Here is a 26,681-nt window from a genome sequence, read left to right as displayed (position 1 = left end):
CCAGCGATGGTCGCTGAAGAGAAGCTGCTGGGCTACCTCAAGAAGGTCACCGCCGACCTGGCGGACACCCGGGAGCGGCTGCGCGAGGCCGAGTCGGCCTCCACCGAGCCGATCGCCATCGTCGCGATGGGCTGCCGGTTCCCCGGCGGCGTCGACTCGCCCGAGACGCTCTGGCACCTGCTGCGGGACGGCCGCGACGCGATCACGCCGTTCCCGGCCGACCGCGGCTGGGACCTGGACGCGCTGTACGACCCGGACCCCGACCGGCAGGGCACCAGCTACGTCCGCGAGGGCGGCTTCATCCACGGCGCCGCCGAGTTCGACCCGGCGTTCTTCGGCATCTCGCCGCGTGAGGCCCTCGCCATGGACCCGCAGCAGCGCCTGCTGCTGGAGACCTCCTGGGAGACCATCGAGCGGGCCGGCCTCGACCCCGCCGCCCTGCGCGGCACCCGGGTCGGCGTCTTCGCCGGCACCAACATGCAGGACTACACCAACCTGCTGCTGATCTCCCAGGAGGGCTTCGAGGGCCACCTCGGCACCGGCAACGCGGCCAGCGTGGTCTCCGGTCGCATCTCCTACACCCTGGGCCTGGAGGGCCCGGCCGTCACCGTCGACACCGCCTGCTCCTCCTCCCTGGTCGCCCTCCACCTGGCCGTCCAGTCGCTGCGCAACGGCGAGTGCACGCTCGCCCTGGCCGGCGGCGTCGCCATCATGTCGACGCCCGGCGCCTTCCTGGAGTTCAGCCGCCAGCGCGGCCTCGCCGAGGACGGCCGCTGCAAGCCCTTCGCGGCCGCCGCCGACGGGACCAACTGGTCCGAGGGCGTCGCGATGCTGCTCGTCGAGCGCCTCTCCGACGCCCGCCGCAACGGCCACCCCGTGCTCGCCGTCGTCCGCGGCTCGGCGATCAACCAGGACGGCGCCAGCAACGGCCTCACCGCCCCCAACGGCCCCGCCCAGCAGCGCGTCATCCGCCAGGCCCTGGCCGGCGCCCGGCTCACCCCCGCCCAGGTCGACGCCGTCGAGGCGCACGGCACCGGCACCTCGCTGGGCGACCCGATCGAGGCCCAGGCACTGCTCGCCACCTACGGCCGCGGCCGCGCCGCCGCCGACCGGCCGCTCTGGCTCGGCTCGGTGAAGTCCAACATCGGGCACACCCAGGCCGCCGCCGGCGTCGCGGGCGTCATCAAGATGGTGATGGCGATGCGGGAGGGCGTGCTGCCGCAGACCCTCCACGTCGACCAGCCGTCCCCGCACGTGGACTGGTCGGCGGGCGCCGTCGAGCTGCTGACGGAGTCGCGGGACTGGCCCGAGACCGGCGAGCCGCGCCGGGCCGGTGTCTCCTCCTTCGGCATGAGCGGCACCAACGCCCACGTCATCCTGGAGCAGGCGCCCGCGCCGACCGCCGAGCCGGCGCAGGCACTCGTCGGGACCCCGGGCACCGCCGCCCCGCTCCCGCTGCTGCTGTCGGGCCGGAGCGCCGACGCCCTCGCCGCCCAGGCCGGACGCCTCCGCACCCACCTGGCGGAGCACCCCGAACTCCCGCTGGACGGAACGGCCTTCGCCCTCGCCACCACCCGCAGCCACCACGAGCACCGCGCCGCGGTGACCGGCCACGGCGACCGCGACGCACTGCTCGCGGCGCTGGACGCCCTCGCGGCGGACCGCCCGCTGGCGGGCGTGGTGCGGGGCGTGGCCGGCGACGGGCGGACGGCGTTCCTGTTCACGGGGCAGGGGAGCCAGCGGCCGGGGATGGGGCGTGCGCTGTATGCCGCCTATCCGGTGTTCGCGGAGGCCTTCGACGCGGTGTGCGCTCGGGTCGAAATCCCGCTGAAGGAGGCGGTGTTCGGGGAGGACGCTGACCTTCTCGCCCGTACGGAGTTCACGCAGCTGGCGCTGTTCGCGGTGGAGACCGCGCTGTTCCGGCTGGTGGAGAGCTGGGGGGTCCGTCCGGACTTCCTGGTGGGCCACTCGATCGGCGAGCTGGTCGCCGCGCACGTCGCGGGTGTGCTGTCGCTGGACGACGCCGTCACCCTGGTGGCGGCCCGTGGCCGGCTGATGCAGGCGCTGCCCGAGGGCGGCGCGATGGTCGCGGTCAAGGCCACCGAGCCCGAGATCCTGCCGCTGCTGACCGCTCAGGTGAGCATCGCCGCCATCAACGGTCCTTCCTCGGTGGTGATTTCGGGTGACGAGTCCGAAGTTCTGGCGATCGCCGGGCAGTTCGAGAAGACCAAGCGTCTCAACGTCTCGCACGCGTTCCACTCGCCGCTGATGGACGGGATGGTGGCGGACTTCCGCCGGGTGGCGGAGGGTCTGACCTACGAGGCGCCGCAGATCGCCGTGGTCTCCAACGTGACCGGTGAACTGGCCAGCGCCGAGGAGCTGTGCTCGCCCGAGTACTGGGTGCGGCACGTGCGGCAGGCCGTCCGTTTCGCCGACGGCATGAGCACTCTGGAGGCCCAGGGCGTCACCACGTACCTGGAGCTGGGACCGGACGGCGTGCTCTCGGCCATGGGCCAGGAGTGCGTCGGGCAGGGCGTGTTCGTCCCGGCGCTCCGGAACGGCCGGGACGAGCGGGCCGGTGTCGCGGAGTGCCTGGCGAGCCTGCACGTCCACGGCGTCCCGGTGGCCTGGACGGCAGGGGTGTCGCTTCCCCCGGTCGAGCTGCCGACGTACGCGTTCCAGCGTGAGCGCTACTGGCCGACGGTGGCTTCGGGCTGGATGGGCGAGGTCGCCGCGCTGGGCCTGGGCGCGGCCGATCACCCGCTGTTGGGTGCGGGCGTGTCGCTGGCCGACGCTGAGGGCTTCCTGTTCACGGGTCGTCTGTCGGTGGAGTCGCACGCGTGGCTGGCCGACCACGCGGTGCTGGGTTCGGTGATCCTGCCCGGGACGGCGTTTGTCGAGTTGGCGGTGCGTGCGGGTGACCAGGTGGGTTGCTCGGTGGTGGAGGAGCTGACGCTGGAGGCGCCGTTGGTGCTTCCGGGGTCGGGTGGTGTGCAGGTTCAGGTGACGGTGGGCGCGGTGGATGCGTCCGGGCGTCGTTCGCTTGCTGTGCACGGGCGGGCCGAGGGCGCGTCTGAGTGGGTTCGGCATGTCTCGGGTGTGCTGGCGGAGGGTGCGTCGGCTGCTGAGGGTGCGGGTCTGGTGGAGTGGCCGCCGGCGGGTGCCGAGGCGGTGGAGCTGGATGGCTTCTACGGGGCGATGGAGGGCGTCGGGTTCGGTTACGGCCCGGTGTTCCGTGGTCTGCGGTCGGCGTGGCGTCGGGATGGCGAGGTGTTCGCCGAGGTGGCGCTGCCGGAGGAGGTGGCGGGGGAGGCGGCCGGTTTCGGGCTGCACCCGGCGCTGCTGGACGCGGCGTTGCACGCGGTCGGGCTCGGTGGCCTGGTGGAGGACGCGGGGGCGGGCCGGTTGCCGTTCGCGTGGTCGGGTGTGTCGCTGGTCGCCGCGGGTGCGGGCGCGCTGCGGGTACGGCTGGTGTCCGCTGGTACGGACTCGGTGTCGCTGACGCTCGCGGACGCCGAGGGCCGTCCGGTCGGTTCGGTGGAGTCGCTGGTGCTGCGGCCGGTCGTCGCCGGGCAGCTGACGGCGGCGGGCGCTTCGACCGACTCGCTGTTCGGTGTCGACTGGGCGCAGGTTGCGTTCGGTGAGGCTTCCGGTGAGGTCCTCGTGGTGGGCGACCTGGCGGAGCTGGCTGGCGTGGAGGTTGTGCCGTCGCTGGTGGCGGTGGAGTTCGGTTCTGCGGATGGTTCCGGTGCCGGGGAGGTGCATGCGGCTGCGGTCCGTGCGCTGGAGTTGGTGCAGGGGTGGCTGGCGGAGGAGCGGTTCGCCGCGTCGAAGCTGGCCGTGGTGACGCGTGGCGCCGTCGCTGTGGATGTGGCGTCGGGTGTTGCCGGTCTGGCGGAGTCGGTGGTCTGGGGTCTGGTGCGCTCGGCGCAGTCGGAGAACCCGGATCGGTTCCTGCTGGTGGACCTGGAGACGGGTGCCGAACTGCCGTCGGGTGTTGTCGAGTGTGGTGAGCCGCAGGTGGCGGTGCGTGGGGGTGTGGCGTTCGCGCCGCGTCTGGTGCGTGTCTCCGCTTCCTCGGACAACGCCGTGCCGTTGCTGGGTGAGGGCACGGTCCTGGTGACCGGCGGTACGGGTGGTCTGGGTTCGTTGGTGGCCCGGCACCTGGTCGTCACTCACGGGGTGCGGAGTCTGGTGCTGACCAGCCGTCGCGGCCTGGACGCGCCGGGCGCGGTCGAACTGCGGGACGAGTTGGCCGGGTTGGGCGCGGATGTGGACGTCGTCGCCTGCGACGTCACCGACCGCGACGCTGTCGCGGCGCTGCTGGAGGGTCGTTCGCTGTCGGCGGTGGTCCACACCGCCGGCATCCTGGACGACGGTGTGGTGTCGTCGCTGACGCCCGAGCGCCTGGCTGCCGTACTGCGTCCGAAGGTGGACGCGGCGGTGATCCTGCACGAGCTGACCGCTGGGATGGACCTGTCGGCGTTCGTTCTCTTCTCCTCGGCCTCCGGTGTGTTCGGTGCCGCCGGCCAGGGCAACTACGCCGCCGCGAACGCGTTCCTGGACGCGCTCGCCGCGCAGCGCCGCGCCGACGGCCTGCCCGCCACCTCGCTGGCGTGGGGCCTGTGGGCCGAGGACGGCGGCATGTCCGCAGCCCTGAGCGAGGCCGACGTGCGCCGTCTGGCCCGCGCGGGCGTCGCCCCGCTGCGCGCCCAGGAGGGCCTGGCCCTGTTCGACGGCGCGCTCACCCTGGACCGTGCCCTGGTCGTCCCGATGCACCTCGACCCGGTGGCGATGACCGGCGGGGGTGAGGTCCAGCCGCTGCTGCGGGCTCTCGTCCGCACGCCGCGCCGCCGCAAGGTCGGTACCGGAACCGGCGCGTCGGTCGAGCTCTCCCGGGCCCTGTCCGGCCTGACCGAGTCCGAGCGACTGAGCACGCTGCTGGCGATGGTGCAGACGCAGGTCGCGTACGTCCTCGGGCATGCCACCCCCGACAGCATCGACCCGGTTCGGGCGTTCAAGGACCTCGGCTTCGACTCGCTGACGGCCGTGGACCTGCGCAACCGCCTCAACGCGACCACCGGCCTGCGCCTGTCGGCGACGCTGGTCTTCGACTACCCGACGCCCGAGGCGCTCGCCGGTCACCTGGCCAACGAACTCGTCGGCCGCGCCGAGGAGTCGCGCCCGAGCGTGCCCGCGGTCAGGTCGCACCGCGACGACGAGCCGATCGCGATCGTCGGGATGGCGTGCCGTTACCCGGGTGGAGTCGCCTCGCCGGAGGACCTGTGGCGGCTGGTGCTCGGTGGCGGTGACGGCATCACGTCCTTCCCGACTGATCGTGGCTGGCACCTGGATGCCCTGGAGGATGTCAACTCGGGTCTTTCTGGTACGAGTTATGTCACGGAGGGTGGTTTCCTGCACGACGCGGGGCTGTTCGACCCGGCGTTCTTCGGGATCAGTCCGCGTGAGGCGTCGGCGATGGACCCGCAGCAGCGGTTGCTGCTGGAGACGTCCTGGGAGGCGTTCGAGCGTGCGGGTATCGACCCGGGCGTCGTTCGTGGCAGTGCGGTGGGTGTGTTCGCGGGTGTGATGTACCACGACTACACCTCGCGTCTGCACGCGATTCCGGCCGGTGTCGAGGGTTACCTCGGGACGGGTGGTTCGAGCAGCATTGCCTCCGGCCGGGTGGCGTACACGCTGGGTCTGGAGGGTCCGGCGGTCACCATCGACACCGCCTGCTCCTCCTCGTTGGTCGCTCTGCACTGGGCGGCGAAGGCCCTGCGTGAGGGCGAGTGCACGATGGCGTTGGCCGGTGGTGTGACGGTGATGTCCACCCCGGGCGCGTTCATCGAGTTCAGCAAGCAGCGCGGCCTGGCCATGGACGGCCGCTGCAAGTCGTTCGCCGCGGCGGCGGACGGCACGGGCTGGTCCGAGGGTGTGGGCATGCTCCTGCTGGAGCGTCTCTCCGACGCCCAGCGCAACGGCCACCGGGTCCTCGCGGTGGTGCGTGGCAGCGCGATCAACCAGGACGGCGCGAGCAACGGGCTCACTGCCCCCAACGGCCCGTCCCAGCAGCGCGTCATCCGCCAGGCCCTGGCCGGCGCCCGACTGACCTCGGACCAGATCGACGTGGTCGAGGCGCACGGCACGGGCACGGTGCTCGGTGACCCGATCGAGGCCCAGGCGCTGCTCGCGACCTATGGCCAGGAGCGCACCGAAGAGCCGCTCTGGCTGGGGTCGTTGAAGTCCAACATCGGTCACACCCAGGCGGCGGCCGGTGTCGGCGGCATCATCAAGATGGTGATGGCGATGCAGCACGGCGTGCTGCCGCAGACCCTGCACGTCGATGAGCCGTCCCCGCACATCGACTGGGCCTCCGGTGAGGTCCGGCTGCTGACCGAGGCCCGGCCGTGGCCGGAGACCGGGCGTCCGCGTCGCGCGGCCGTCTCCTCCTTCGGCATCAGTGGCACCAACGCCCACACGATCATCGAGCAGGCCCCGGCGGAGAAGCGTCCGGAGCGTCTGTCGACCGAGGACGGCCAGGCGCCGCTGGTGCTGTCCGCGAAGAGTGGCGGCGCTCTGCGCGGCCAGGCACGGCGACTGCTCTCCCTGGTCGAGGCCGAGCCCGAGCTGCGGGTCACCGACCTCGCCTACTCGCTGGCCACCACCCGCGCGACGATGGACCTCCGCGCCGGCGTCGTCGCGGACAGCCGCGACGGGCTCGCGTCCGCTCTGCGGGCGCTGGCCGACGGCGGTACGGCTGCCGGGTTGGTGACGGGTGCCGCCTCGGGCGGGAAGCTGGCATTCCTGTTCACGGGGCAGGGGAGCCAGCGGCCGGGCATGGGGCGTGAGCTGTACGAGGCCTTCCCGGTGTTCGCGGAGGCTTTTGACGCGGTGTGCGCGCGGGTCGAACTGCCGTTGAAGGAGGCGGTGTTCGGGGAGGACGCTTCGGTTCTCGCCCGTACGGAGTTCACTCAGGTGGCGCTGTTCGCGGTGGAGACCGCGCTGTTCCGGCTCTTCGAGAGCTGGGGTGTGCGGCCCGACTTCCTGGTGGGGCACTCGATCGGTGAGCTGGCGGCCGCGCACGTCGCGGGTGTGCTGTCGCTGGACGACGCGGTGGCGCTGGTCGCGGCGCGTGGTCGGCTGATGCAGGCGCTGCCGGAGGGTGGCGCGATGGTGGCGCTGAAGGCCTCGGAGGAGGAGGTGCTGCCGCTGCTGACCGCTCAGGTGAGCATTGCGGCGATCAATGGTCCTTCCTCGGTGGTGCTTTCGGGTGACGAGTCCGAAGTTCTGGCGATCGCCGGGCAGTTCGAGAAGACCAAGCGTCTCAAGGTCTCGCACGCGTTCCACTCGCCGCTGATGGACGGGATGGTGGAGGAGTTCCGGGCCGTTGCCGAGGGGCTGACGTACAACGCCCCGCGCATCCCGGTCGTCTCCAACGTCACCGGTTCGCTGGCCACCGCCGAGGAGCTGTGCTCGCCCGAGTACTGGGTGCGGCACGTCCGCCAGGCGGTTCGCTTCGCTGACGGCATGCGGGCCCTGGAGGCCAAGGGCGTCACCACCTTCGTCGAACTCGGCCCGGACGGCGTGCTCTCGGCCATGGGCCAGGAGTGCGTCGAACAGGGCGTGTTCGCGCCTGCTCTGCGCGCCGAGCGGCCGGAGGCGCAGACCGCGTTGACGGCGCTCGTCACCGCGCACGTCCAGGGAGCCCAGGTCGACTGGCGAGGGTTCTTCGCGGAGGCCGGGGCCCAGGTCATGGGCCTGCCGACGTACGCATTCGAGCGCGAGTGGTTCTGGCTCCACGCCCCCGCTCTGGCCGGGGACGTCCAGTCCGCCGGTCTCGGCGCGGCCGATCACCCGCTGTTGGGTGCGGCGGTGGCTCTGGCCGACGCTGAGGGCTTCCTGTTCACGGGTCGTCTGTCGGTGGAGTCGCACGCGTGGCTGGCCGACCACGCGGTGCTGGGTTCGGTGATCCTGCCCGGGACGGCGTTTGTCGAGTTGGCGGTGCGTGCGGGTGACCAGGTGGGTTGCTCGGTGGTGGAGGAGCTGACGCTGGAGGCGCCGCTGGTGCTTCCGGAGTCGGGCGGTGTGCAGGTCCAGGTGACGGTGGGTGCGGTGGACGCGTCCGGGCGTCGTTCGCTTGCTGTGCACGGGCGGGCCGAGGGCGCGTCTGAGTGGGTTCGGCATGTCTCGGGTGTGCTGGCGGAGGGTGCGTCGGCTGCTGAGGGTGCGGGTCTGGTGGAGTGGCCGCCGGCGGGTGCCGAGGCGGTGGACGTGGAGGCGTTCGCGCGGGGTCTGGCGGAGGCCGGGCTGGTGTACGGGCCGGCGTTCCAGGGGCTGCGGTCGGCGTGGCGTCGGGATGGCGAGGTGTTCGTCGAGGTCGTGCTGCCGGAGGTGGTGAGCGGGGATGCCGGGTCGTTCGGTGTGCACCCGGCGCTGCTGGATGCGGCGGTGCAGGCGGTTGGGCTGGGCGGGTTCGTCCGGGCCGAGGGCCAGGCGCACCTGCCGTTCGCGTGGGCTGGTGTCGAGCTGCACGCTTCGGGTGCGGACGCGCTGCGGGTGCGGCTGGTGTCCGCTGGTGCGGACACGGTGTCGCTGACGCTGGCGGACGCGGAGGGGCAGCCGGTCGGGACCATCCGATCGCTGGCTCTGCGGCCGGTGGCCGCTGGGCAGTTGGCGTCCGCTGGCGCTTCGGTCGACTCGCTGTTCGGCGTCGACTGGGCGGAGATCGCGCTCGGGGCCGGTGCGGGTGCGAGCGTTCGGGTGGTGTCGTCACTGGCCGAGCTGGCCGGCGACGAGGTCCCGGAGGTCGTGGTCGTCGAGGCTCCGCGGGCGGGCGGCGGTGACGTGGCCGAGGCCGCGCACGCTGCCGGTGTGTGGGCCCTGGAGCTGGTGCGGGGCTGGCTGGCGGAGGAGCGGTTCGCCGCGTCGAAGCTGGCCGTGGTGACGCGTGGCGCCGTTGCTGCGGGTCTGGCGGAGTCGGTGGTCTGGGGTCTGGTGCGCTCGGCGCAGTCGGAGAACCCGGACCGGTTCCTGCTGGTGGACCTGGAGGCAGGTGCCGAACTGCCGTCGGGTGTTGTCGAGTCCGGTGAGCCGCAGGTGTCGGTGCGTGGGGGTGTGGCGTTCGCGCCGCGTCTGGTGCGCGTCGTCACCGAACCGGACAACAGTGTTTCGCTGGGCGAGGGCACGGTCCTGGTCACGGGTGGTACGGGTGGTCTGGGTTCGCTGGTGGCCCGGCACCTGGTCCTCACTCACGGGGTGCGGAGTCTGGTGCTGACCAGCCGTCGCGGCCTGGACGCGCCCGGAGCGGTCGAACTGCTGGACGAGCTGGCCGGGTTGGGCGCCGAGGTGGACGTCGTCGCCTGCGACGTCACCGACCGCGCGGCCGTCGCCCGCATGCTCGAAGGCCGTTCGCTGTCGGCAGTTGTGCACACGGCGGGAGTCCTGGACGACGGTGTGGTGTCGTCGCTGACGCCGGAGCGTCTGGCTGCCGTACTGCGTCCGAAGGTCGACGCGGCCTGGCACCTGCACGAGCTGACCGCCGGAATGGACCTGTCGGCCTTCGTCCTGTTCTCCTCCGCCTCCGGTGTGTTCGGCGCTGCGGGCCAGGGCAACTACGCCGCTGCGAACGCCTTCCTGGACGCTCTGGCGGCCCGCCGCCGGGCCGAAGGCCTGCCGGGCACGTCGCTGGCCTGGGGCCTGTGGGCCGAGGACGGCGGCATGGCCACCAGCCTGTCCGAGGCCGACGTGCGTCGCCTGGCCCGCGCGGGCGTCGCCCCGCTGCGGTCGCAGGAGGGCCTGGCCCTGTTCGACGGCGCGCTCACCCTGGACCGTGCCCTGCTGGTCCCGATGCACCTCGACCCGGTGGCCATGACCGGCGCCGGCGAGGTCCCGCCGCTGCTGCGCGGGCTCGTCCGTACGCCTCGCCGCCGGACCGCCGCGAGCGGCAGCACCGCAGCCGCCGGTTCGCTGGCCGAGCGCCTGCTCGCCCTGCCCGCCGCGCGCCGCGACGAGACCGTCCGCGATGTGGTCCGCACCCAGGTGGCCGAGGTCCTGGGCCACGGTTCGGCGGAAGGGGTCGACCCGGCTCGCGCCTTCCGTGAGCTGGGCTTCGACTCCCTCACCGCCATCGAGCTGCGCAACCGTCTCAACGCGGCCACCGGCCTGCGCCTGCCGGCCACGCTGGTCTTCGACTACCCGACGCCCGCCGCGCTCGCCGACTTCATCCGCGACGAACTCGTGGGTGAGGCCCCGGCGACTGCCGGCGTGCTGTCCACGACCGTCGTGGACGAGCCGATCGCGATCGTCGGCATGGCCTGCCGCTACCCGGGCGGGGTCACCTCGCCCGAGGACCTGTGGCGGCTCGTGCACGGCGGCGGCGACGGCATCTCGCTCTTCCCGACCGACCGTGGCTGGGACCTCGACGCCCTGTTCGGCGCGGACGGCACCCAGCCCGGAGGCAGCCACACCCGGGAAGGCGGATTCCTGCACGGCGCCGCCGAGTTCGACGCCGGATTCTTCGGCATCAGCCCCCGCGAGGCGCTCACCATGGACCCGCAGCAGCGGCTGCTGCTGGAGACGTCCTGGGAGGCCTTCGAGCGGGCGGGCGTGGACCCGGCCGCTCTGCGCGGCAGCGCCACCGGTGTGTTCACGGGTGTGATGTACCACGACTACGCCTCGCTGCTGGAGTCGGTCCCGTCCGGCGCCGAGGGTTACCTGGGCACCGGCAACGCGGGCAGTGTCATCTCGGGCCGCCTGGCGTACACCTTCGGTCTCGAGGGCCCGGCGGTGACCGTCGACACCGCCTGCTCCTCCTCGTTGGTCGCTCTGCACCTGGCCGCCCAGGCCCTGCGCAACGGCGAGTGCACGATGGCCCTGGCGGGCGGTGTGACCGTGATGTCCACCCCGGCCGCGTTCATCGACTTCAGCCGCCAGGGCGGGCTCTCCTTCGACGGCCGCTGCAAGGCCTTCTCGGCCGACGCGGACGGTACCGGCTGGTCCGAGGGCGTGGGCATGCTCCTGCTGGAGCGTCTTTCCGACGCCGAGCGCAACGGCCACCGGGTCCTGGCGGTGGTCCGTGGCAGTGCGATCAACCAGGACGGTGCCAGCAACGGGCTCACCGCCCCCAACGGGCCGTCCCAGCAGCGGGTGATCCGCCAGGCCCTCGCCAACGCGCGGCTCACGGCCAACGACGTGGACACGGTCGAGGGCCACGGCACCGGCACGGTGCTCGGCGACCCGATCGAGGCCCAGGCCCTGCTCGCGACCTACGGCCAGGAGCGTACCGAAGAGCCGCTCTGGCTGGGCTCGTTGAAGTCCAACATCGGGCACACCCAGGCGGCGGCCGGCGTCGGCGGCATCATCAAGATGGTCATGGCGATGCGGCACGGCGTGCTGCCGCAGACCCTGCACGCCGACGAGCCGTCCCCGCACATCGACTGGGCCTCCGGCGCCGTCGAGCTGCTCACCGAGGCCCGCCCCTGGCCCGAGACCGGGCGTCCGCGCCGCGCGGCCGTCTCCTCCTTCGGCTTCAGCGGCACCAACGCCCACGCCATCATCGAGCAGGCCCCCGAGGCCGCTCCGCGTGAGGCGGGCACCACCGCCCGGCAGCTGCTTCCGTGGGTGCTGTCCGGCCGCACCGAGGCCGCGCTGCGGGACCAGGCGCTTCGTCTGCGTTCCCACCTTGAGGGCCCCGTCGAGTCGGCGGACGTCGCCTTCTCGCTGGCGGTCACGCGGGGCCGGTTCGACCACCGGGCCGTGCTGACGGCGGTCGACCGGGACGGGGCGTTGCAGGCTCTTGCGGCGCTCGCCCGGGGCGAGTTCGCGGACGGCCTGGTGCGAGGCACGGCCGACACCGGGAAGCTGGCGTTCCTGTTCACCGGGCAGGGCAGCCAGCGTCCCGGGATGGGGCGTGAGCTGTACGAGGCCTACCCGGTGTTCGCCGAGGCCTTCGACGCGGTGTGCGCGCGGGTCGAACTGCCGCTGAAGGAGGCGGTGTTCGGTGAGGACGCGGACGTTCTGGCCCGTACCGAGTTCACCCAGGTGGCGCTGTTCGCCGTCGAGGTGGCGCTGTTCCGGCTCTTCGAGAGCTGGGGTGTGCGGCCCGACGTCCTGGTCGGCCACTCGATCGGCGAGCTGGTGGCCGCGCACGTCGCGGGTGTGCTGTCGCTCGATGACGCGGTGGCGCTGGTGGCGGCCCGTGGCCGGCTGATGCAGGCGCTGCCCGAGGGTGGCGCGATGGTCGCGGTCAAGGCCGCCGAGGCCGAGATCCTGCCGCTGCTCACCGGCAACGTCAGCATCGCCGCCGTCAACGGGCCTTCCTCCGTGGTGATTTCGGGAGACGAGGCCGAAGTCCTCGTGGTCGCCGGGAAGTTCGAGAAGACCAAGCGGCTGCACGTCAGCCACGCCTTCCACTCCCCGCTGATGGAAGGGATGGTGGCGGACTTCCGGGAGGTGGCCGAGGGCCTGACGTACAGTGCCCCGCGCATCCCGGTGGTCTCCAACGTCACCGGTGAGCTGGCCACCGCCGAGGAGCTGTGCGAGCCGGAGTACTGGGTGCGCCACGTCCATGAGGCCGTCCGCTTCCTGGACGGGATGCGCACGCTCGAAGCCGAGGGCGTGACCACCTACCTGGAGCTGGGTCCCGACGGTGTCCTCACCGCGATGGGCCAGGACTGCGTCGCGGACGGCGTGTTCGCGCCGGCGCTGCGCGCCGGTCGCCCCGAGGCGCAGAGCGCGCTGACCGCCCTGGCCACCGCCCACGCCCACGGTGCGTCCGTGGACTGGCCGGTGCTGTTCGCCGGTACCGGCGCCCGCCGCGCCGACCTGCCCACCTACCCCTTCCAGCGCGAGCGCTACTGGCCGGCGGTCGGTGTCCGCCGGGCCGGGGACGCGACGGCCTTCGGGCTCGGGCGGACCGACCACCCGCTGCTGGGCGCGGCGGTGGCGCTGGCCGACGGCGAGGGCCACCTGTTCACCGGCAGCCTGTCGTTGCGGACCCACCCGTGGCTGGCGGAGCACGCCGTCGCGGGCGCGGTGATCCTGCCCGGTACGGCCTTCGTCGAGCTCGTGATGCGGGCGGCGGACGAGGTCGGCTGTGCGGTGCTGGAGGAGCTGACGCTGGCGGCGCCGCTGGTGCTGTCCGAGCAGGGCGGGCGTGCCGTCCAGGTGCTGGTCGGCGGGCCGGACGAGGACGGGCGCAGGCCCGTGAGCGTCCACTCCCGGTCGGAGCGGGCCTCGGCGGACGAGCCGTGGACCCGGCACGCGACCGGTGTGCTGGCCTCGGCCACGCGGACGGAGGGCGAGTCGCTGACCGAGTGGCCGCCGGCCGGGGGCGAGCCCGTGGCCGTCGACGGCTGGTACGAGGCGCTGGCCGTGTCCGGCTTCGACTACGGCCCGGCGTTCCAGGGCCTGCGGGCCGCCTGGCGGCGCGGCGACGAGGTGTTCGCCGAGGTCGCCCTGCCGGAGGAACTGGCCGACCGGACGGCCGGCTTCGGTCTGCACCCGGCGCTGCTGGACGCCGCGCTGCACGCGATCGGGCTGGGTGTCCTGGCCGACCGGGAGGGCGGAGGTCTGCTGCCGTTCTCCTGGAGCGGTGTCGAACTCCACGCCTCGGGCGCGGGCGCGCTGCGCGTCCGGCTGGCGGCGGCGGGGCGCGACGCGGTCGCGCTGACCGTCGCGGACGCCGGGGGCCGTCCGGTGGCGACGGTGGACTCGCTGGTGCTGCGGCCGGTGGACCGGGAGCAGCTGGCCCGGGCGGGCGGAGCCTCGTACGAGGACGCGCTCTTCCGGCTGGACTGGTCGGCTCCGGCCGTCGTGTCGGTGACCTCGTCGGACTCCCCGGTTGAGCCGGTGGCCGAGGGCCGGTGGGCGCTGCTGGGCGAGGACGCCTTCGGCGTGGCCGAGGCCCTGGCCGCCGCGGGTACCGTTCCGGACCGCCACGCCGACCTGCTCGGCCTGGTCGAGTCGGGCACCGCTCCCGACGTGCTGCTGCTGACCTGCCCGGCCGGCGGCCTGCTCGCCGAGGCCACCCCGGACGCCGCCGACAACGCCCGGGTCGCCGCCTTCCGGGTGCTGACGCTGGTGCAGGCGTTCCTCGCCGAGGAGTGCTTCGCCGGCACCCGTCTGGTGCTGCTCACCCGGGGTGCGCTGGCCGCCGCCCCGCAGGACGGGGTGCCGGACCCGGGCGCGGCCACGGTCTGGGGCCTGGTGCGGTCCGCGCAGTCCGAGCACCCGGGACGCTTCGTCCTGGTCGACCTGGACGAGGCGCCGGACGCCGCCCGGGTGCTGCCCGCCGCCCTGGCGGCCGAGGAGCCCCAACTGGCGGTGCGAGAGGGCGCCTTGCTGATCCCGCAGCTCGCCAGGGCGCAGGCCCCGGGCACCGCTCAGGGCGCCCTCGACCCGGACGGCACGGTGCTGCTCACCGGTGCCACCGGCGCGCTGGGCGGCCTGGTCGCCCGGCACCTGGTGGCCGAGCACGGGGTGCGCCACCTGCTGCTGCTCAGCCGTCGCGGCGAGGCCGCCGACGGGGCGCGGGAGCTGGCCGAGGAGCTGTCCGGGCTGGGCGCCGCGGTGTCCTTCGCGGCCTGCGACGCGGCCGACCGGGAGGCGCTGGGCACGGTGCTCGCCACCGTCCCGGCGGAGCACCCGCTGACGGCCGTCGTGCACACCGCCGGTGTGCTCGACGACGGCGTGATCGGCTCGCTCACGCCCGAGCGGCTGGACGCCGTGCTGCGGCCCAAGGTCGACGCGGCGCTCAACCTGCACGAGCTGACGGCCGGTTCGGGCCTCGCCCGCTTCGTCCTGTTCTCCTCGGCGGCGGGCACGCTGGGCAACGCCGGTCAGGCGAACTATGCCGCGGCCAACGCCTTCCTGGACGCGCTGGCGCAGCACCGCGCGGCCCGCGGCCTGCCCGGCACCTCGCTCGCCTGGGGGCTCTGGGAGCAGTCCGGCGGCATGGCCGCCGCCCTGGAGGGCACCGGCGCCCGCCGGATGGCCCGGGGTGGTGTCTCGGCGCTGACCGCGGAGCAGGGCCTGGCGCTGCTCGACCGGGCGCTGGCCGGCGACGAGCCGGTGCTGGTGCCGATCGCCCTGGACCTGCGTGCGCTGCGGGCCCGCGCCGCCGGGGCGGCCGTACCGGCCGTGCTGCGCACGCTGGCGCCGTCGGCGGCCCGCCGGGCGGTGGACGCCTCGGGCGACGCCGCCCACGCGCTGCGGCAGCGGCTGGCCGGTGCCGAGCCGGAGGAGCGGGACCGGATCCTGCTGGACCTGATCCGCTCGCACGGCGCGGCGGTGCTCGGCCACGCGGGCCCCGACGCGGTGGTGCCTGGGCGCGGCTTCCTGGAGCAGGGCTTCGACTCGCTGACGGCGGTCGAGCTGCGCAACCGGATCGGCGCCGCCACCGGGCTGCGGCTGCCGGCCACCCTGCTGTTCGACCACCCGAGCCCCGCCGCGCTGGCCGGGCACCTGGCGGGCGAGCTGCGGACCTCCGGCGCCGGCGGTTCCGTCGAGCCGGTGCTCGGCGAACTCGGGCGGCTGGAGACGTCCCTGGCGGCCCTGGCGGCCGGTCCGTTGGACGACGCGGTCCGGGCCGGGCTGACCGCCCGCCTCCAGGACCTGCTCGCCCTGTGGGGCGCCGCCGCCCCGGCGGCCGGCGAGGCCGTCACCGAGCGGCTCGACGAGGCCAGCGACGACGACCTCTTCGACTTCATCGACAACGAGCTGGGGCTCTGACCTCGTGCGTATGGATATCTGTGACAACTTCCGGACGGGGGAGCACCGTGGTGAATGAGGACAAGCTTCGCGACTATCTCAAGCGGGTGACGGCCGATCTGCACCAGACGCGGCTGCGGCTGCGCGAGGTGGAGGCGGCCGACCAGGAGCCCATCGCGATCGTCGCGATGAGCTGCCGCTACCCGGGCGGCGTGGCCTCGCCCGAGGACCTGTGGGAGCTGGTCGCGGCCGGCGGTGACGGCGTGTCGGCGTTCCCGACCGACCGCGGCTGGGACCTGGAGGCGCTGTACTCCCCGGACCCGGACAGCCCCGGCACCTCGGTGACCCGCGAGGGCGGCTTCCTGCACGACGCGGGCCGCTTCGACCCGGCGTTCTTCGGCATCTCGCCGCGCGAGGCGATGGCCATGGATCCCCAGCAGCGGCTGCTGCTTGAGACCTCCTGGGAGGCGTTCGAACGCGCGGGCATCGACCCGGTCACCCTGCGCGGCAGCGCCACCGGCGTGTTCGCCGGCGTGATGTACCACGACTACGCCGCCCGGCTGTCCGTGGTGCCGGAGGGCGTCGAGGGCTACCTCGGCACCGGCAGCTCGGGCAGCATCGCCTCCGGCCGGGTCGCGTACACCTTCGGCCTGGAGGGCCCGGCGGTGACGGTGGACACCGCCTGCTCCTCCTCCCTGGTCGCCCTGCACTGGGCCGTCCAGGCGCTGCGCCGCCAGGAGTGCACCCTCGCCCTGGCCGGCGGCGTGACGGTGATGGCCACCCCCGGCGCCTTCATCGACTTCAGCCGCCAGCGCGGCCTGGCCCTCGACGGCCGCTGCAAGGCCTTCTCGGCCGACGCGGACGGCACCGGCTGGGCCGAGGGCGCGGGCATGCTCCTGCTGGAGCGCCTCTCCGACGCCGAGCGCAACGGACACCCGGTGCTGGCCGTCGTGCGCGGCAGCGCGATCAACCAGGACGGTGCCAGCAGCGGCCTCACCGCCCCCAACGGACCGTCCCAGCAGCGCGTCATCCGCCAGGCCCTGGCCGACGCCCGGCTCACCTCCGACCAGGTGGACGTGGTCGAGGCGCACGGCACCGGCACCACCCTCGGCGACCCGATCGAGGCCCAGGCGCTGCTCGCCACCTACGGCCAGGAGCGCCCGGGCGACCGCCCGCTCTGGCTGGGCTCGCTGAAGTCCAACATCGGCCACACCCAGGCGGCGGCCGGCGTCGGCGGCATCATGAAGATGGTGCTCGCGATGCGGGAGGGCGTGCTGCCGCGCACCCTGCACGTCAACGAAGCGTCGCCGCACATCGACTGGACCGCCGGCGCGGTCGAGCTGCTGACCGAGGCCAGGGACTGGCCCGAGACCGGTGCGCCGCGCCGCGCGGGCGTCTCCTCCTTCGGGTTCAGCGGCACCAACGCCCACGTCATCCTGGAGCAGGCGCCCGCGCCGGCCGCCGAGCCCGCCGATGCCGCCGCCTCCCCGGCGGTGCTGCCGTGGCTGCTCTCCGCCCAGACCGAGGACGCGCTGCGCGAGCAGGCCGTCAGGCTGCTGGCCCGCCTGGCGGACGGCGCGGCGGACACGTCCGCGCTCGACGTCGCGTACGCCCTGGCCACGAGCCGGGCGCAGCACCGGTACCGGACGGCGGTCGTCGGCCGGGATGCCGAGGAACTCCTCGCCGGTGTCAGGGCGTTGGCGGATGGCCGACCGGCGGCCGGTGCCGTCGTCGGCGAGGCCGCCGAGGGACGGACGGCGTTCCTGTTCACCGGGCAGGGCAGCCAGCGTCCCGGGATGGGGCGTGAGCTGTACGAGGCCTACCCGGTGTTCGCCGAGGCCTTCGACGCGGTGTGCGCGCGGGTCGAACTGCCACTGAAGGAGGCGGTGTTCGGCGAGGATGCGGACGTTCTGGCCCGTACCGAGTACACCCAGGTGGCGCTGTTCGCCGTCGAGGTGGCGCTGTTCCGGCTCTTCGAGAGCTGGGGTGTGCGGCCCGACGTCCTGGTGGGCCACTCGATCGGCGAGCTGGTGGCCGCGCACGTCGCGGGCGTCTTCTCCCTCGATGACGCTGTCGCGCTGGTGGCTGCCCGTGGCCGGCTGATGCAGGCGCTGCCCGAGGGTGGCGCGATGGTCGCGGTCAAGGCCACCGAGGCCGAGGTGCTGCCGCTGCTCACCGGCAACGTCAGCATCGCCGCGATCAACGGGCCTTCCTCCGTCGTGATTTCGGGCGACGAGTCCGAAGTCCTGGCGATCGCCGGGCAGTTCGAGAAGACCAAGCGTCTCAACGTCTCGCACGCCTTCCACTCCCCGCTGATGGACGGCATGGTGGCGGACTTCCGCCGCGTCGCTGAGGGCCTGACCTACTCCGCCCCGCGCATCCCGGTGGTCTCCAACGTCACCGGCGCCCTCGCCACCGCCGAGGAGCTGTGCGAGCCGGAGTACTGGGTGCGCCACGTCCGCGAGGCCGTCCGCTTCCTGGACGGGATGCGCACGCTCGAAGCCGAGGGCGTGACCACCTACCTGGAGCTGGGTCCCGACGGTGTCCTCACCGCGATGGGCCAGGACTGCGTCGCGGATGGCGTGTTCGCGCCGGCGCTGCGCGCCGGTCGCCCCGAGGCGCAGAGCGCGCTGACCGCCCTGGCCACCGCCCACACCCACGGCGCGTCCGTGGACTGGCCGGTGCTGTTCGCCGGTACCGGCGCCCGCCGCGCCGACCTGCCCACCTACCCCTTCCAGCGCGAGCACTTCTGGCTCCACCCGCCGGCCGTCCCGTTCGGCAGCCCGGTCGCCCTGGGCCAGAGCCCCGTGGGCCACCCGCTGCTCGGCGCCGCCGTCTCCGTGGCGGACGCGGACGGGGTGCTGTTCACCGGCCGGCTCTCGCTGCACTCGCACCCGTGGCTGGCCGACCACGCGGTGGCCGGCGCGGTGATCCTGCCCGGTACGGCCTTCGTCGAACTGGCCCTGCGGGCCGGCGACCAGGTCGGCTGCGCGCTGCTGGACGAGCTGACGCTGGAGGCCCCGCTGGTGCTCCCGGCGTCCGGCGGCGTGCAGGTCCAGGTCCGCGCCGGCGCGGCCGACGGCGCGGGCCGCCGCCCGGTGACCGTCCACGCGCGGGCCGAGAGCGCCGGTGAGGACGGCCCCTGGACGCGCCACGCCGCGGGCACGCTCTCGGCGGCGCTGCCGGCCGCCCCGGCCGGGGACGCCGAGGTCAGCTGGCCCCCGGCCGGCGCCGAGGCGCTGGACGTGGACGGCCTGTACGCCGGGATGGCGGCCGCCGGCTTCGGGTACGGCCCGGCGTTCCGCGGCCTGCGGGCGGCCTGGCGGCGCGGCGACGAGGTGTTCGCCGAGGTCGCGCTGCCCGAGCCGGTGCGCGGCGACGCCCGCGCCTTCGGCCTGCATCCGGCCCTGCTGGACGCCGCCGTGCAGGCCGTGGGCCTCGGCGGGTTCGTCGCGGCCGACGGCGGGGCCCACCTGCCCTTCGCCTGGACGGGCATCGCCCTGCACGCCGCCGGCGCGGACGCGCTGCGCGTGCGGCTGACGGCGGCCGGCCAGGACACGGTGGCGCTGAGCCTCGCCACCGCCGACGGCCGGCCGGTCGGCTCGGTCGAGTCGCTGGCCCTGCGCCCGCTCGCGGCCGGCGCCCTGACGGCCGCCGACGGTGCTGACGCGCTGTTCGCCGTCGACTGGACGGCGCTGCCCGCCACCGACGGCCCGGCCGGTGCGTCCTGGGCCGTCGCCGGCCAGGACCCGCTGGGCCTGCTGGCGGGCCTGCCCGCCGCCGTCGCCCGGCTCGACGTCCACGCCGGTCTGCCGGACCTGCTGGCGGACCTGGACGCCGGTGCCGAGGCCCCCGCGACCGTCCTGGTCCCGTGGGCCACCGAGCCCGCCGCGGGCGACCTGCGCACGGCGGCCCGCGACGCCGCCTGCTTCGCCCTGACGCTGGCCCAGGCCTGGCTGGCCGAGGAGCGGTGCGCCGCCTCCCGGCTCGTCCTGGTGACCCGGGGTGCCGTCGCGCTCCCCGGCGAGGGCCTCGCGGACCCCGCCGCGGCCGCCCTGTGGGGCCTGCTGCGCTCGGCCCAGTCCGAGCACCCGGGCCGCCTGGTGCTGATGGACCTTGACCCGGCGGGCGGCCCGGACGCCGTCACCGCCCTGCCGGGCGCGCTGGCGAGCGGTGAGCCCCAGCTGGCGCTGCGGGCCGGCCAAGCCCACGCGCCCCGGCTGGCCCGGGCGGCGGGCGGCACCGACCTCCCGGCCCTGGACCCGGCGGGCACCGTCCTGGTGACGGGTGCCACCGGCTCGCTCGGCGCCCTGGTGGCCCGTCACCTGGTGACCCGGCACGGCGTGCGGCACCTGCTGCTGCTCAGCCGTCGCGGCCCGGCGGCCGAGGGCTGGCCGGAGCTGGCCGGGGAGCTGGCCGGGCTGGGAGCCGAGGCGACCATGGTCGCCTGCGACGCGGCCGACCGCGAGGCGCTGGGCACGGTGCTCGCGGCCGTCCCGGCGCAGCACCCGCTGACCGCGGTGGTGCACACCGCCGGTGTGCTCGACGACGGCGTGGTCGCCGCCCTCACCCCCGACCGGGTGGACGCGGTGTTCCGTCCGAAGGTCGACGCGGCGCTCAACCTGCACGAGCTGACGGCCGGCCGGGACCTCGCCGCCTTCGTGCTCTTCTCCTCGGCGGCCGGCACCTTCGGCAACGCCGGCCAGGGCAACTACGCGGCGGCCAACGCCTTCCTGGACGCGCTCGCCGCGCACCGCCGCGCCGGTGGCCTCCCGGCGACCTCGCTGGCCTGGGGCCTCTGGGAGCAGCGGTCCGGGACGCCCGGCACCGGCGGCATGGCGGGCGAGCTGCAGGACGGCGACGCCCGGCGCCTGTCGCGCTCCGGCGTCGACGCCCTCACCGCCGAGCAGGGCCTTGCCCTGTTCGACCGGGCGCTGTCCGCCGAGCGGCCGGTCCTGGTGCCGATCCGGCTCGACCTCGGCGCCCTGCGGGCCGGGGCGCAGGCCGGGCTGCCGCACCTGCTGCGCGGCCTGGTGCGGGTCCCCGTCCGCCGCGGTGCGGCCGCCGGCGCCGAGGTGTCCGGCTCCGAACTGGCCCGCCTGCTGGCGCCGTTGGCGCCGGAGCAGCGGACGGCGCGGCTGCTGGCGGAGGTCCGCGACCAGGCGTCGGCCGTCCTCGGCCACAGCTCGGCCGAGGCCGTGGAGCCCGCGACCTCCTTCACCCGGCTGGGCTTCGACTCGCTGACCGCCGTCGAACTGCGCAACCGGCTCGGTGCGCTGACCGGTCTGCGGCTGCCCGCCGGCCTGGTCTTCGACCACCCGACGCCGGCGGCCCTGGCCGCCTACCTGGCCGAGGAGCTGTTCGACGGCGCCCGGGCCGACCGGACGCTCCCCGCGCCGGTGACGCCGGCCGGCGAGGACGAGCCGATCGCCATCGTCGGCATGGCCTGCCGCTACCCCGGCGGGGTGCGGACCCCCGAGGAGCTGTGGGCCCTGGTCGCCGGCGGTCGGGACGCCGTCACCCCGTTCCCGGCCGACCGCGGCTGGGACCTCGACGGCCTGCACGACGACGACCCGGACCAGCAGGGCACCAGCTACGCCCGCGAGGGCGGGTTCCTGCACGATGCTGCCGAGTTCGACCCGGCGTTCTTCGGCATCTCTCCGCGCGAGGCCCTCGCCATGGACCCGCAGCAGCGGCTGCTGCTTGAGACCTCCTGGGAGGCCTTCGAGCGGGCGGGCATCGACCCCGGCACGCTGCGCGGCAGCGCCACCGGCGTGTTCGCCGGCGTGATGTACCACGACTACCTCAGCCGGCTGCCGGCTCTGCCCGCGGGTGTCGAGGGCTACCTCGGCACCGGCGGCTCCGGCAGCGTCGCCTCGGGCCGGGTGTCGTACACCTTCGGTCTCGAGGGCCCGGCGGTCACCGTGGACACGGCCTGCTCCTCCTCGCTGGTCGCCCTGCACCTGGCCGCCCAGGCGCTGCGCGGCGGCGAGTGCGAGCTGGCGCTGGCCGGCGGTGTGACGGTGATGTCCACCCCCGGCCCGTTCGTCGAGTTCAGCCGCCAGCGAGGCCTGGCCGCCGACGGCCGCTGCAAGGCCTTCTCGGCCGACGCGGACGGCACCGGCTGGGCCGAGGGCGCGGGCATGCTGCTGCTGGAGAAGCTGTCGGACGCCCGCCGCAACGGGCACCCGGTGCTCGCCGTGGTCCGCGGCAGCGCCGTCAACCAGGACGGTGCCAGCAACGGCCTCACCGCCCCCAACGGCCCCTCCCAGCGCCGCGTCATCCGCCAGGCCCTGGCCGCCGCCCGGCTGACCGCCGCCGAGGTGGACGCCGTCGAGGCGCACGGCACCGGCACCACCCTCGGCGACCCGATCGAGGCCGACGCGCTGCTCGCCACCTACGGGCAGGAGCGCGGCGAGAACGGCGAGCCGCTGTGGCTGGGCTCGCTCAAGTCCAACATCGGCCACGCCCAGGCGGCGGCCGGTGTCGGCGGCATCATCAAGATGGTGATGGCGATGCGGGAGGGCGTGCTGCCGCGCACCCTGCACGTCAACGAAGCGTCGCCGCACATCGACTGGACCGCGGGCGCGGTCGAGCTGCTGACCGAGGCCCGGCCGTGGCCGGAGACCGGGCGTCCGCGCCGCGCGGCCGTCTCCTCCTTCGGGTTCAGCGGCACCAACGCCCACGTCGTGGTCGAGCAGGCGCCGGCCGCGCCCGAGACCGAGGCCCGTATCACGCCCCCGGCGCTCCCGTGGGTGCTCTCCGGCCGGGACGAGACCGCGCTGCGCGAGCAGGCGGTCCGGCTCCTCGGGCGGCTGGGTGCGGACCGGACCGGCGTCGAGCCGGTCGACGTCGCGTACGCGCTGGCCACCGGCCGGGCCGTGCACAAGCACCGGGCCGTGGTCGTCGGCCGTGACGGCGACGAACTCCTGGCCGGTGTCCGCGCGTTGGCGCGCGGTGAGGCGGCGGCCGGGGTGGTCGCGGGGGAGGCCGGCGGGAAGCTGGCGTTCCTGTTCACCGGGCAGGGCAGCCAGCGTCCCGGGATGGGGCGTGAGCTGTACGAGGCCTACCCGGTGTTCGCCGAGGCCTTCGACGCGGTGTGCGCCGAGGTCGAACTGCCGCTGAAGGAGGCGGTGTTCGGCGAGGACGCGGAGGTTCTGGCCCGTACCGAGTTCACCCAGGTCGCGCTGTTCGCCGTTGAGGTGGCGCTGTTCCGGCTGTTCGAGAGCTGGGGTGTGCGCCCGGACGTCCTGGTGGGCCACTCGATCGGCGAGCTGGTGGCCGCGCACGTCGCGGGCGTCTTCTCCCTCGATGACGCTGTCGCGCTGGTGGCGGCCCGTGGCCGGCTGATGCAGGCGCTGCCCGAGGGTGGCGCGATGGTGGCGGTCAAGGCCACCGAGGCCGAGGTGCTGCCGCTGCTCACCGGCAACGTCAGCATCGCCGCGATCAACGGGCCCTCGTCCGTGGTGATTTCGGGCGACGAGTCCGAAGTCCTGGCGATCGCCGGGCAGTTCGAGAAGACCAAGCGTCTCAACGTCTCGCACGCCTTCCACTCCCCGCTGATGGACGGCATGGTGGCGGACTTCCGCCGCGTCGCCGAGGGCCTGACCTACTCCGCCCCGCGCATCCCGGTGGTCTCCAACGTCACCGGCGCCCTCGCCAGCGCCGAGGAGCTGTGCTCGCCCGAGTACTGGGTGCGCCACGTCCGCGAGGCCGTCCGCTTCCTCGACGGCATGCGCACCCTGGAGGCCCAGGGCGTCGCCACCTACCTGGAGCTGGGTCCCGACGGTGTCCTCACCGCGATGGGCCAGGACTGCGTCGCGGACGGCGTGTTCGCGCCGGCGCTGCGTGCCGGTCGCCCCGAGGCGCAGAGCGCGCTGACCGCCCTGGCCACCGCCCACGCCCACGGTGCGTCCGTGGACTGGCCGGTGCTGTTCGCCGGTACCGGCGCCCGCCGCGCCGACCTGCCCACCTACCCCTTCCAGCGCCGCCGCTACTGGCTGGAGGCGCCGGTCCTGGTCGGGGACGTCGCGTCGGCCGGGCTGCGGCTCGCCGGGCACCCGCTGCTCGGTGCGGCCGTCGCGGTGGCCGACTCCGAGGAGCTGCTGTTCACCGGCAGCCTGTCGCTGCGCACCCAGCCCTGGCTGGGCGACCACGCGGTCGCGGGCACGGTGATCCTCCCCGGTACGGCCTTCGTCGAGCTGGCGCTCGCGGCGGGCGAGCAGGCGGGCTGCGGCCACCTGGAGGAGCTGACGCTGGAGGCCCCGCTGGTCCTCCCGGCACGTGGCGCCGTGGAGTTGCAGGTGCGGGTGGCCGCGCCGGACGCGTCCGGCCGCCGCGCGCTGACCCTGCACGCCCGTTCACAGGACGCCGCGCCGGGCGAGCCGTGGACCCGCCACGCCACCGGCACGCTCACCGCCGAGCCGGCCGAGCCGGCCGAGCCGGCCGACGCCGGGCGGGCCGCCGAGGCCGCCGAGGCCGGGCAGGCCGAGTGGCCGCCGGCCGGGGCCCGGGCGCTGGAGCTGGACGGCCTGTACGAGAGCCTGGCGGAGCACGGCTTCGGCTACGGCCCGGCGTTCCAGGGCCTGCGGGCCGCCTGGCGGCGCGGCGACGAGCTGTTCGCCGAGGTCGCCCTGGCGGAGGAACTGGCCGACCAGGCCGTCGGGTTCGGCCTGCACCCGGCGCTGCTGGACGCCGCGCTGCACGCCCTCGGCCTGCCCGACCCGGCGGCGCCCGCCGCCGAAGAGAACTCTGCGGCGGCGGACGGCGGGGAGCAGCAGGCACAGGGCCGGCTGCCGTTCTCCTGGAGCGGCGTCACCCTGGTCGCCGCCCGGGCCCGGGCGCTGCGCGTCCGGCTGGCCCCGGTCGGCCCGGACGCCGTCGCCCTGACACTGGCCGACCAGGACGGCCGTCCGGTCGGTTCGGTCGAGTCGCTGGTGGTCCGGCCGCTGTCGCCGGAGCAGGTCCGGGCGGCCGGCGCGGCCGTGATCGACTCGATGTTCGCGGTCGAGTGGTCGCCGGTGGCGGGCCTGCCCGCCCCGGAGCCGTCCGACTGGTCCCTGGTCGGCGCGGACGGCCACGGGTTCGAGGCTCTCGAGGACGCCCTGGGCGCCGTCGGCGGCCTGGTGGACCGGCACCCGGACGTGGCCGCGCTGCTGGCGGCCCTGGACGACGGCGCGCCCGCGCCGGAGGCCGTGCTGGTGCCGGTGCGCGGGCGCGGCGGGGACCTCGCCGAGGCCACCCGGGACGCGCTGGGCGAGACGCTGGCGCTGGTGCAGCTGTTCGCGGCCGACACTCGGCTGGCGGGCAGTCGGCTGGTGCTGCTGACCGGTGGCGCGGTGGCGGCGGGCGCCGAGGAGGACGTGACCGATCTGGCCGCCGCCGCGGTCTGGGGTCTGGTCCGCTCGGCGCAGTCCGAGGAGCCCGGCCGGTTCACCGTGGTGGACCTGGACGGCGACGAGCGCTCGCGGCGGGCGCTGGCCGCGGCCCTGGTGGCCGACGAGCCGCAGCTGGCGCTGCGCCGGGGTGCGGCGCTGGCCCCGCGGCTGGCCCGGGTGAGCGCCCCGCGGGCGGCCGAGGCCGCCGTCCCGGGCGCCTTCGCCCCGGACGGGACCGTCCTGCTCACCGGCGCCACCGGCGCCCTCGGCCGGGTGCTCGCCCGGCACCTGGTCGCCGACCTCGGCGTGCGGCACCTGGTGCTGGCCGGCCGGCGCGGCCGGTCCGCCGAGGGGATGGACGAGCTGGTGGGGGAGCTGACCGCGCTGGGCGCGGGCGTCGCCGTCGAGGCGTGCGACGCGGCCGACCGGGAGGCGCTGGCCGGCCTGCTCGCCCGGATCCCGGCCGACCACCCGCTGACCGGGGTCGTGCACGCGGCCGGGGTGCTGGACGACGGCGTCCTGTCCTCCCTGGACGCGGGGCGGCTGGAGCGGGTGCTGCGGCCGAAGGTCGACGCCGCGCTCAACCTGCACGAGCTGACGGCGGGCCTGGAGCTCGACTCCTTCGTCCTGTTCTCCTCGGCCGCCGGGGTCTTCGGCAACGCCGGGCAGGCGAACTACGCCGCCGCCAACGCCTTCCTGGACGCCCTGGCCCGGCACCGCCGGACCCGGGGCCTGCCCGCCGTCTCCCTGGCCTGGGGCCCGTGGGCGGAGGCCGGCATGGCCGGTTCGCTGGAGGAGGGCGACGGCCGCCGGATGGCCCGGGGCGGCGTGAGCGCGCTCACCGAGGCCGAAGGCCTGGCCCTGTTCGACGCCGCGCTCGGCCTCGCCGAGCCCGCGCCCGTCCCGGTCCGGCTCGATGTCGCCGCGCTGCGCGGCGAGTTGGGCGACGGTCCGGTCCCGCCGCTGCTGCGCGGGCTGGTCCGTCCGGTGCGGCGTGCGGCGGCGGGTGCGCCCGCCGCCGGCGGCGACCTGGCCGGCCGGCTGGCCGCGGCCTCCCCGGCCGAGCGGGAGCGGATCCTGCTGGAGCTGGTCCAGGACCAGGTGGCGGCCGTCCTCGGACACCCGGACCGGTCCGCCGTCGAGCCCGAACTGGCCTTCAAGGAGCTCGGTTTCGACTCCCTCACGGCGGTCGAGCTGCGCAACAGGCTGAACGCCGTGACCGGCCTGCGGCTGCCGGCCACCCTGGTCTTCGACCACCCGTGCGCGCTCGACCTCGCCGAGCGGCTGCGGGAGGACCTGCTCCAGGAGGGCGCCGACGCGGTCACCCCGGTGCTCGCCGAACTCGACCGGCTGGAGGCGGCGCTGACCGCCGCCGCGACGGACGAGGAGGGCCGGGCGCGGGTCGCGATCCGGCTGCGGGCCCTCGCCGAGCGCTGGGCCGCGGAGGAGGACCGCCCCGAGGACGCCACCGTCGCCGACGAGTTGGAGGCGGCCACCGACGACGAGATGTTCGAGTTCATCGGCAAGGAGTTCGGCATCTCCTGACCCGTCGCCGCCCGAACCGGCACCTCCCGCTCCGCCACCCTCGGTGGG

Annotated in this window: 2 protein-coding genes; both read left to right on the top strand. The window is 75.0% G+C overall.

Annotated elements, in window-relative coordinates; all coding sequences use genetic code 11:
- Positions 1-6: 6 nt before the first annotated feature.
- Positions 7-15,732, top strand: coding sequence for an SDR family NAD(P)-dependent oxidoreductase (locus tag ACIQ87_RS03505; protein WP_402400877.1), 15,726 nt, complete (start codon positions 7-9; stop codon positions 15,730-15,732).
- Positions 15,733-15,752: 20 nt separating this feature from the next.
- Entirely contained in the window at positions 15,753-26,633 is a 10,881-nt protein-coding gene (locus tag ACIQ87_RS03500) for a type I polyketide synthase (protein ID WP_402400874.1), read from the top strand.
- Positions 26,634-26,681 lie beyond the last annotated feature (48 nt).

The sequence above is a fragment of the Kitasatospora sp. NPDC096204 genome (genome assembly GCF_044763205.1).
Taxonomy (GTDB): Bacteria; Actinomycetota; Actinomycetes; order Streptomycetales; family Streptomycetaceae; genus Kitasatospora.
The sequence above is the reverse complement of the archived record's forward strand: the minus strand, read 5'-3'. Positions and strand labels throughout refer to the sequence as shown.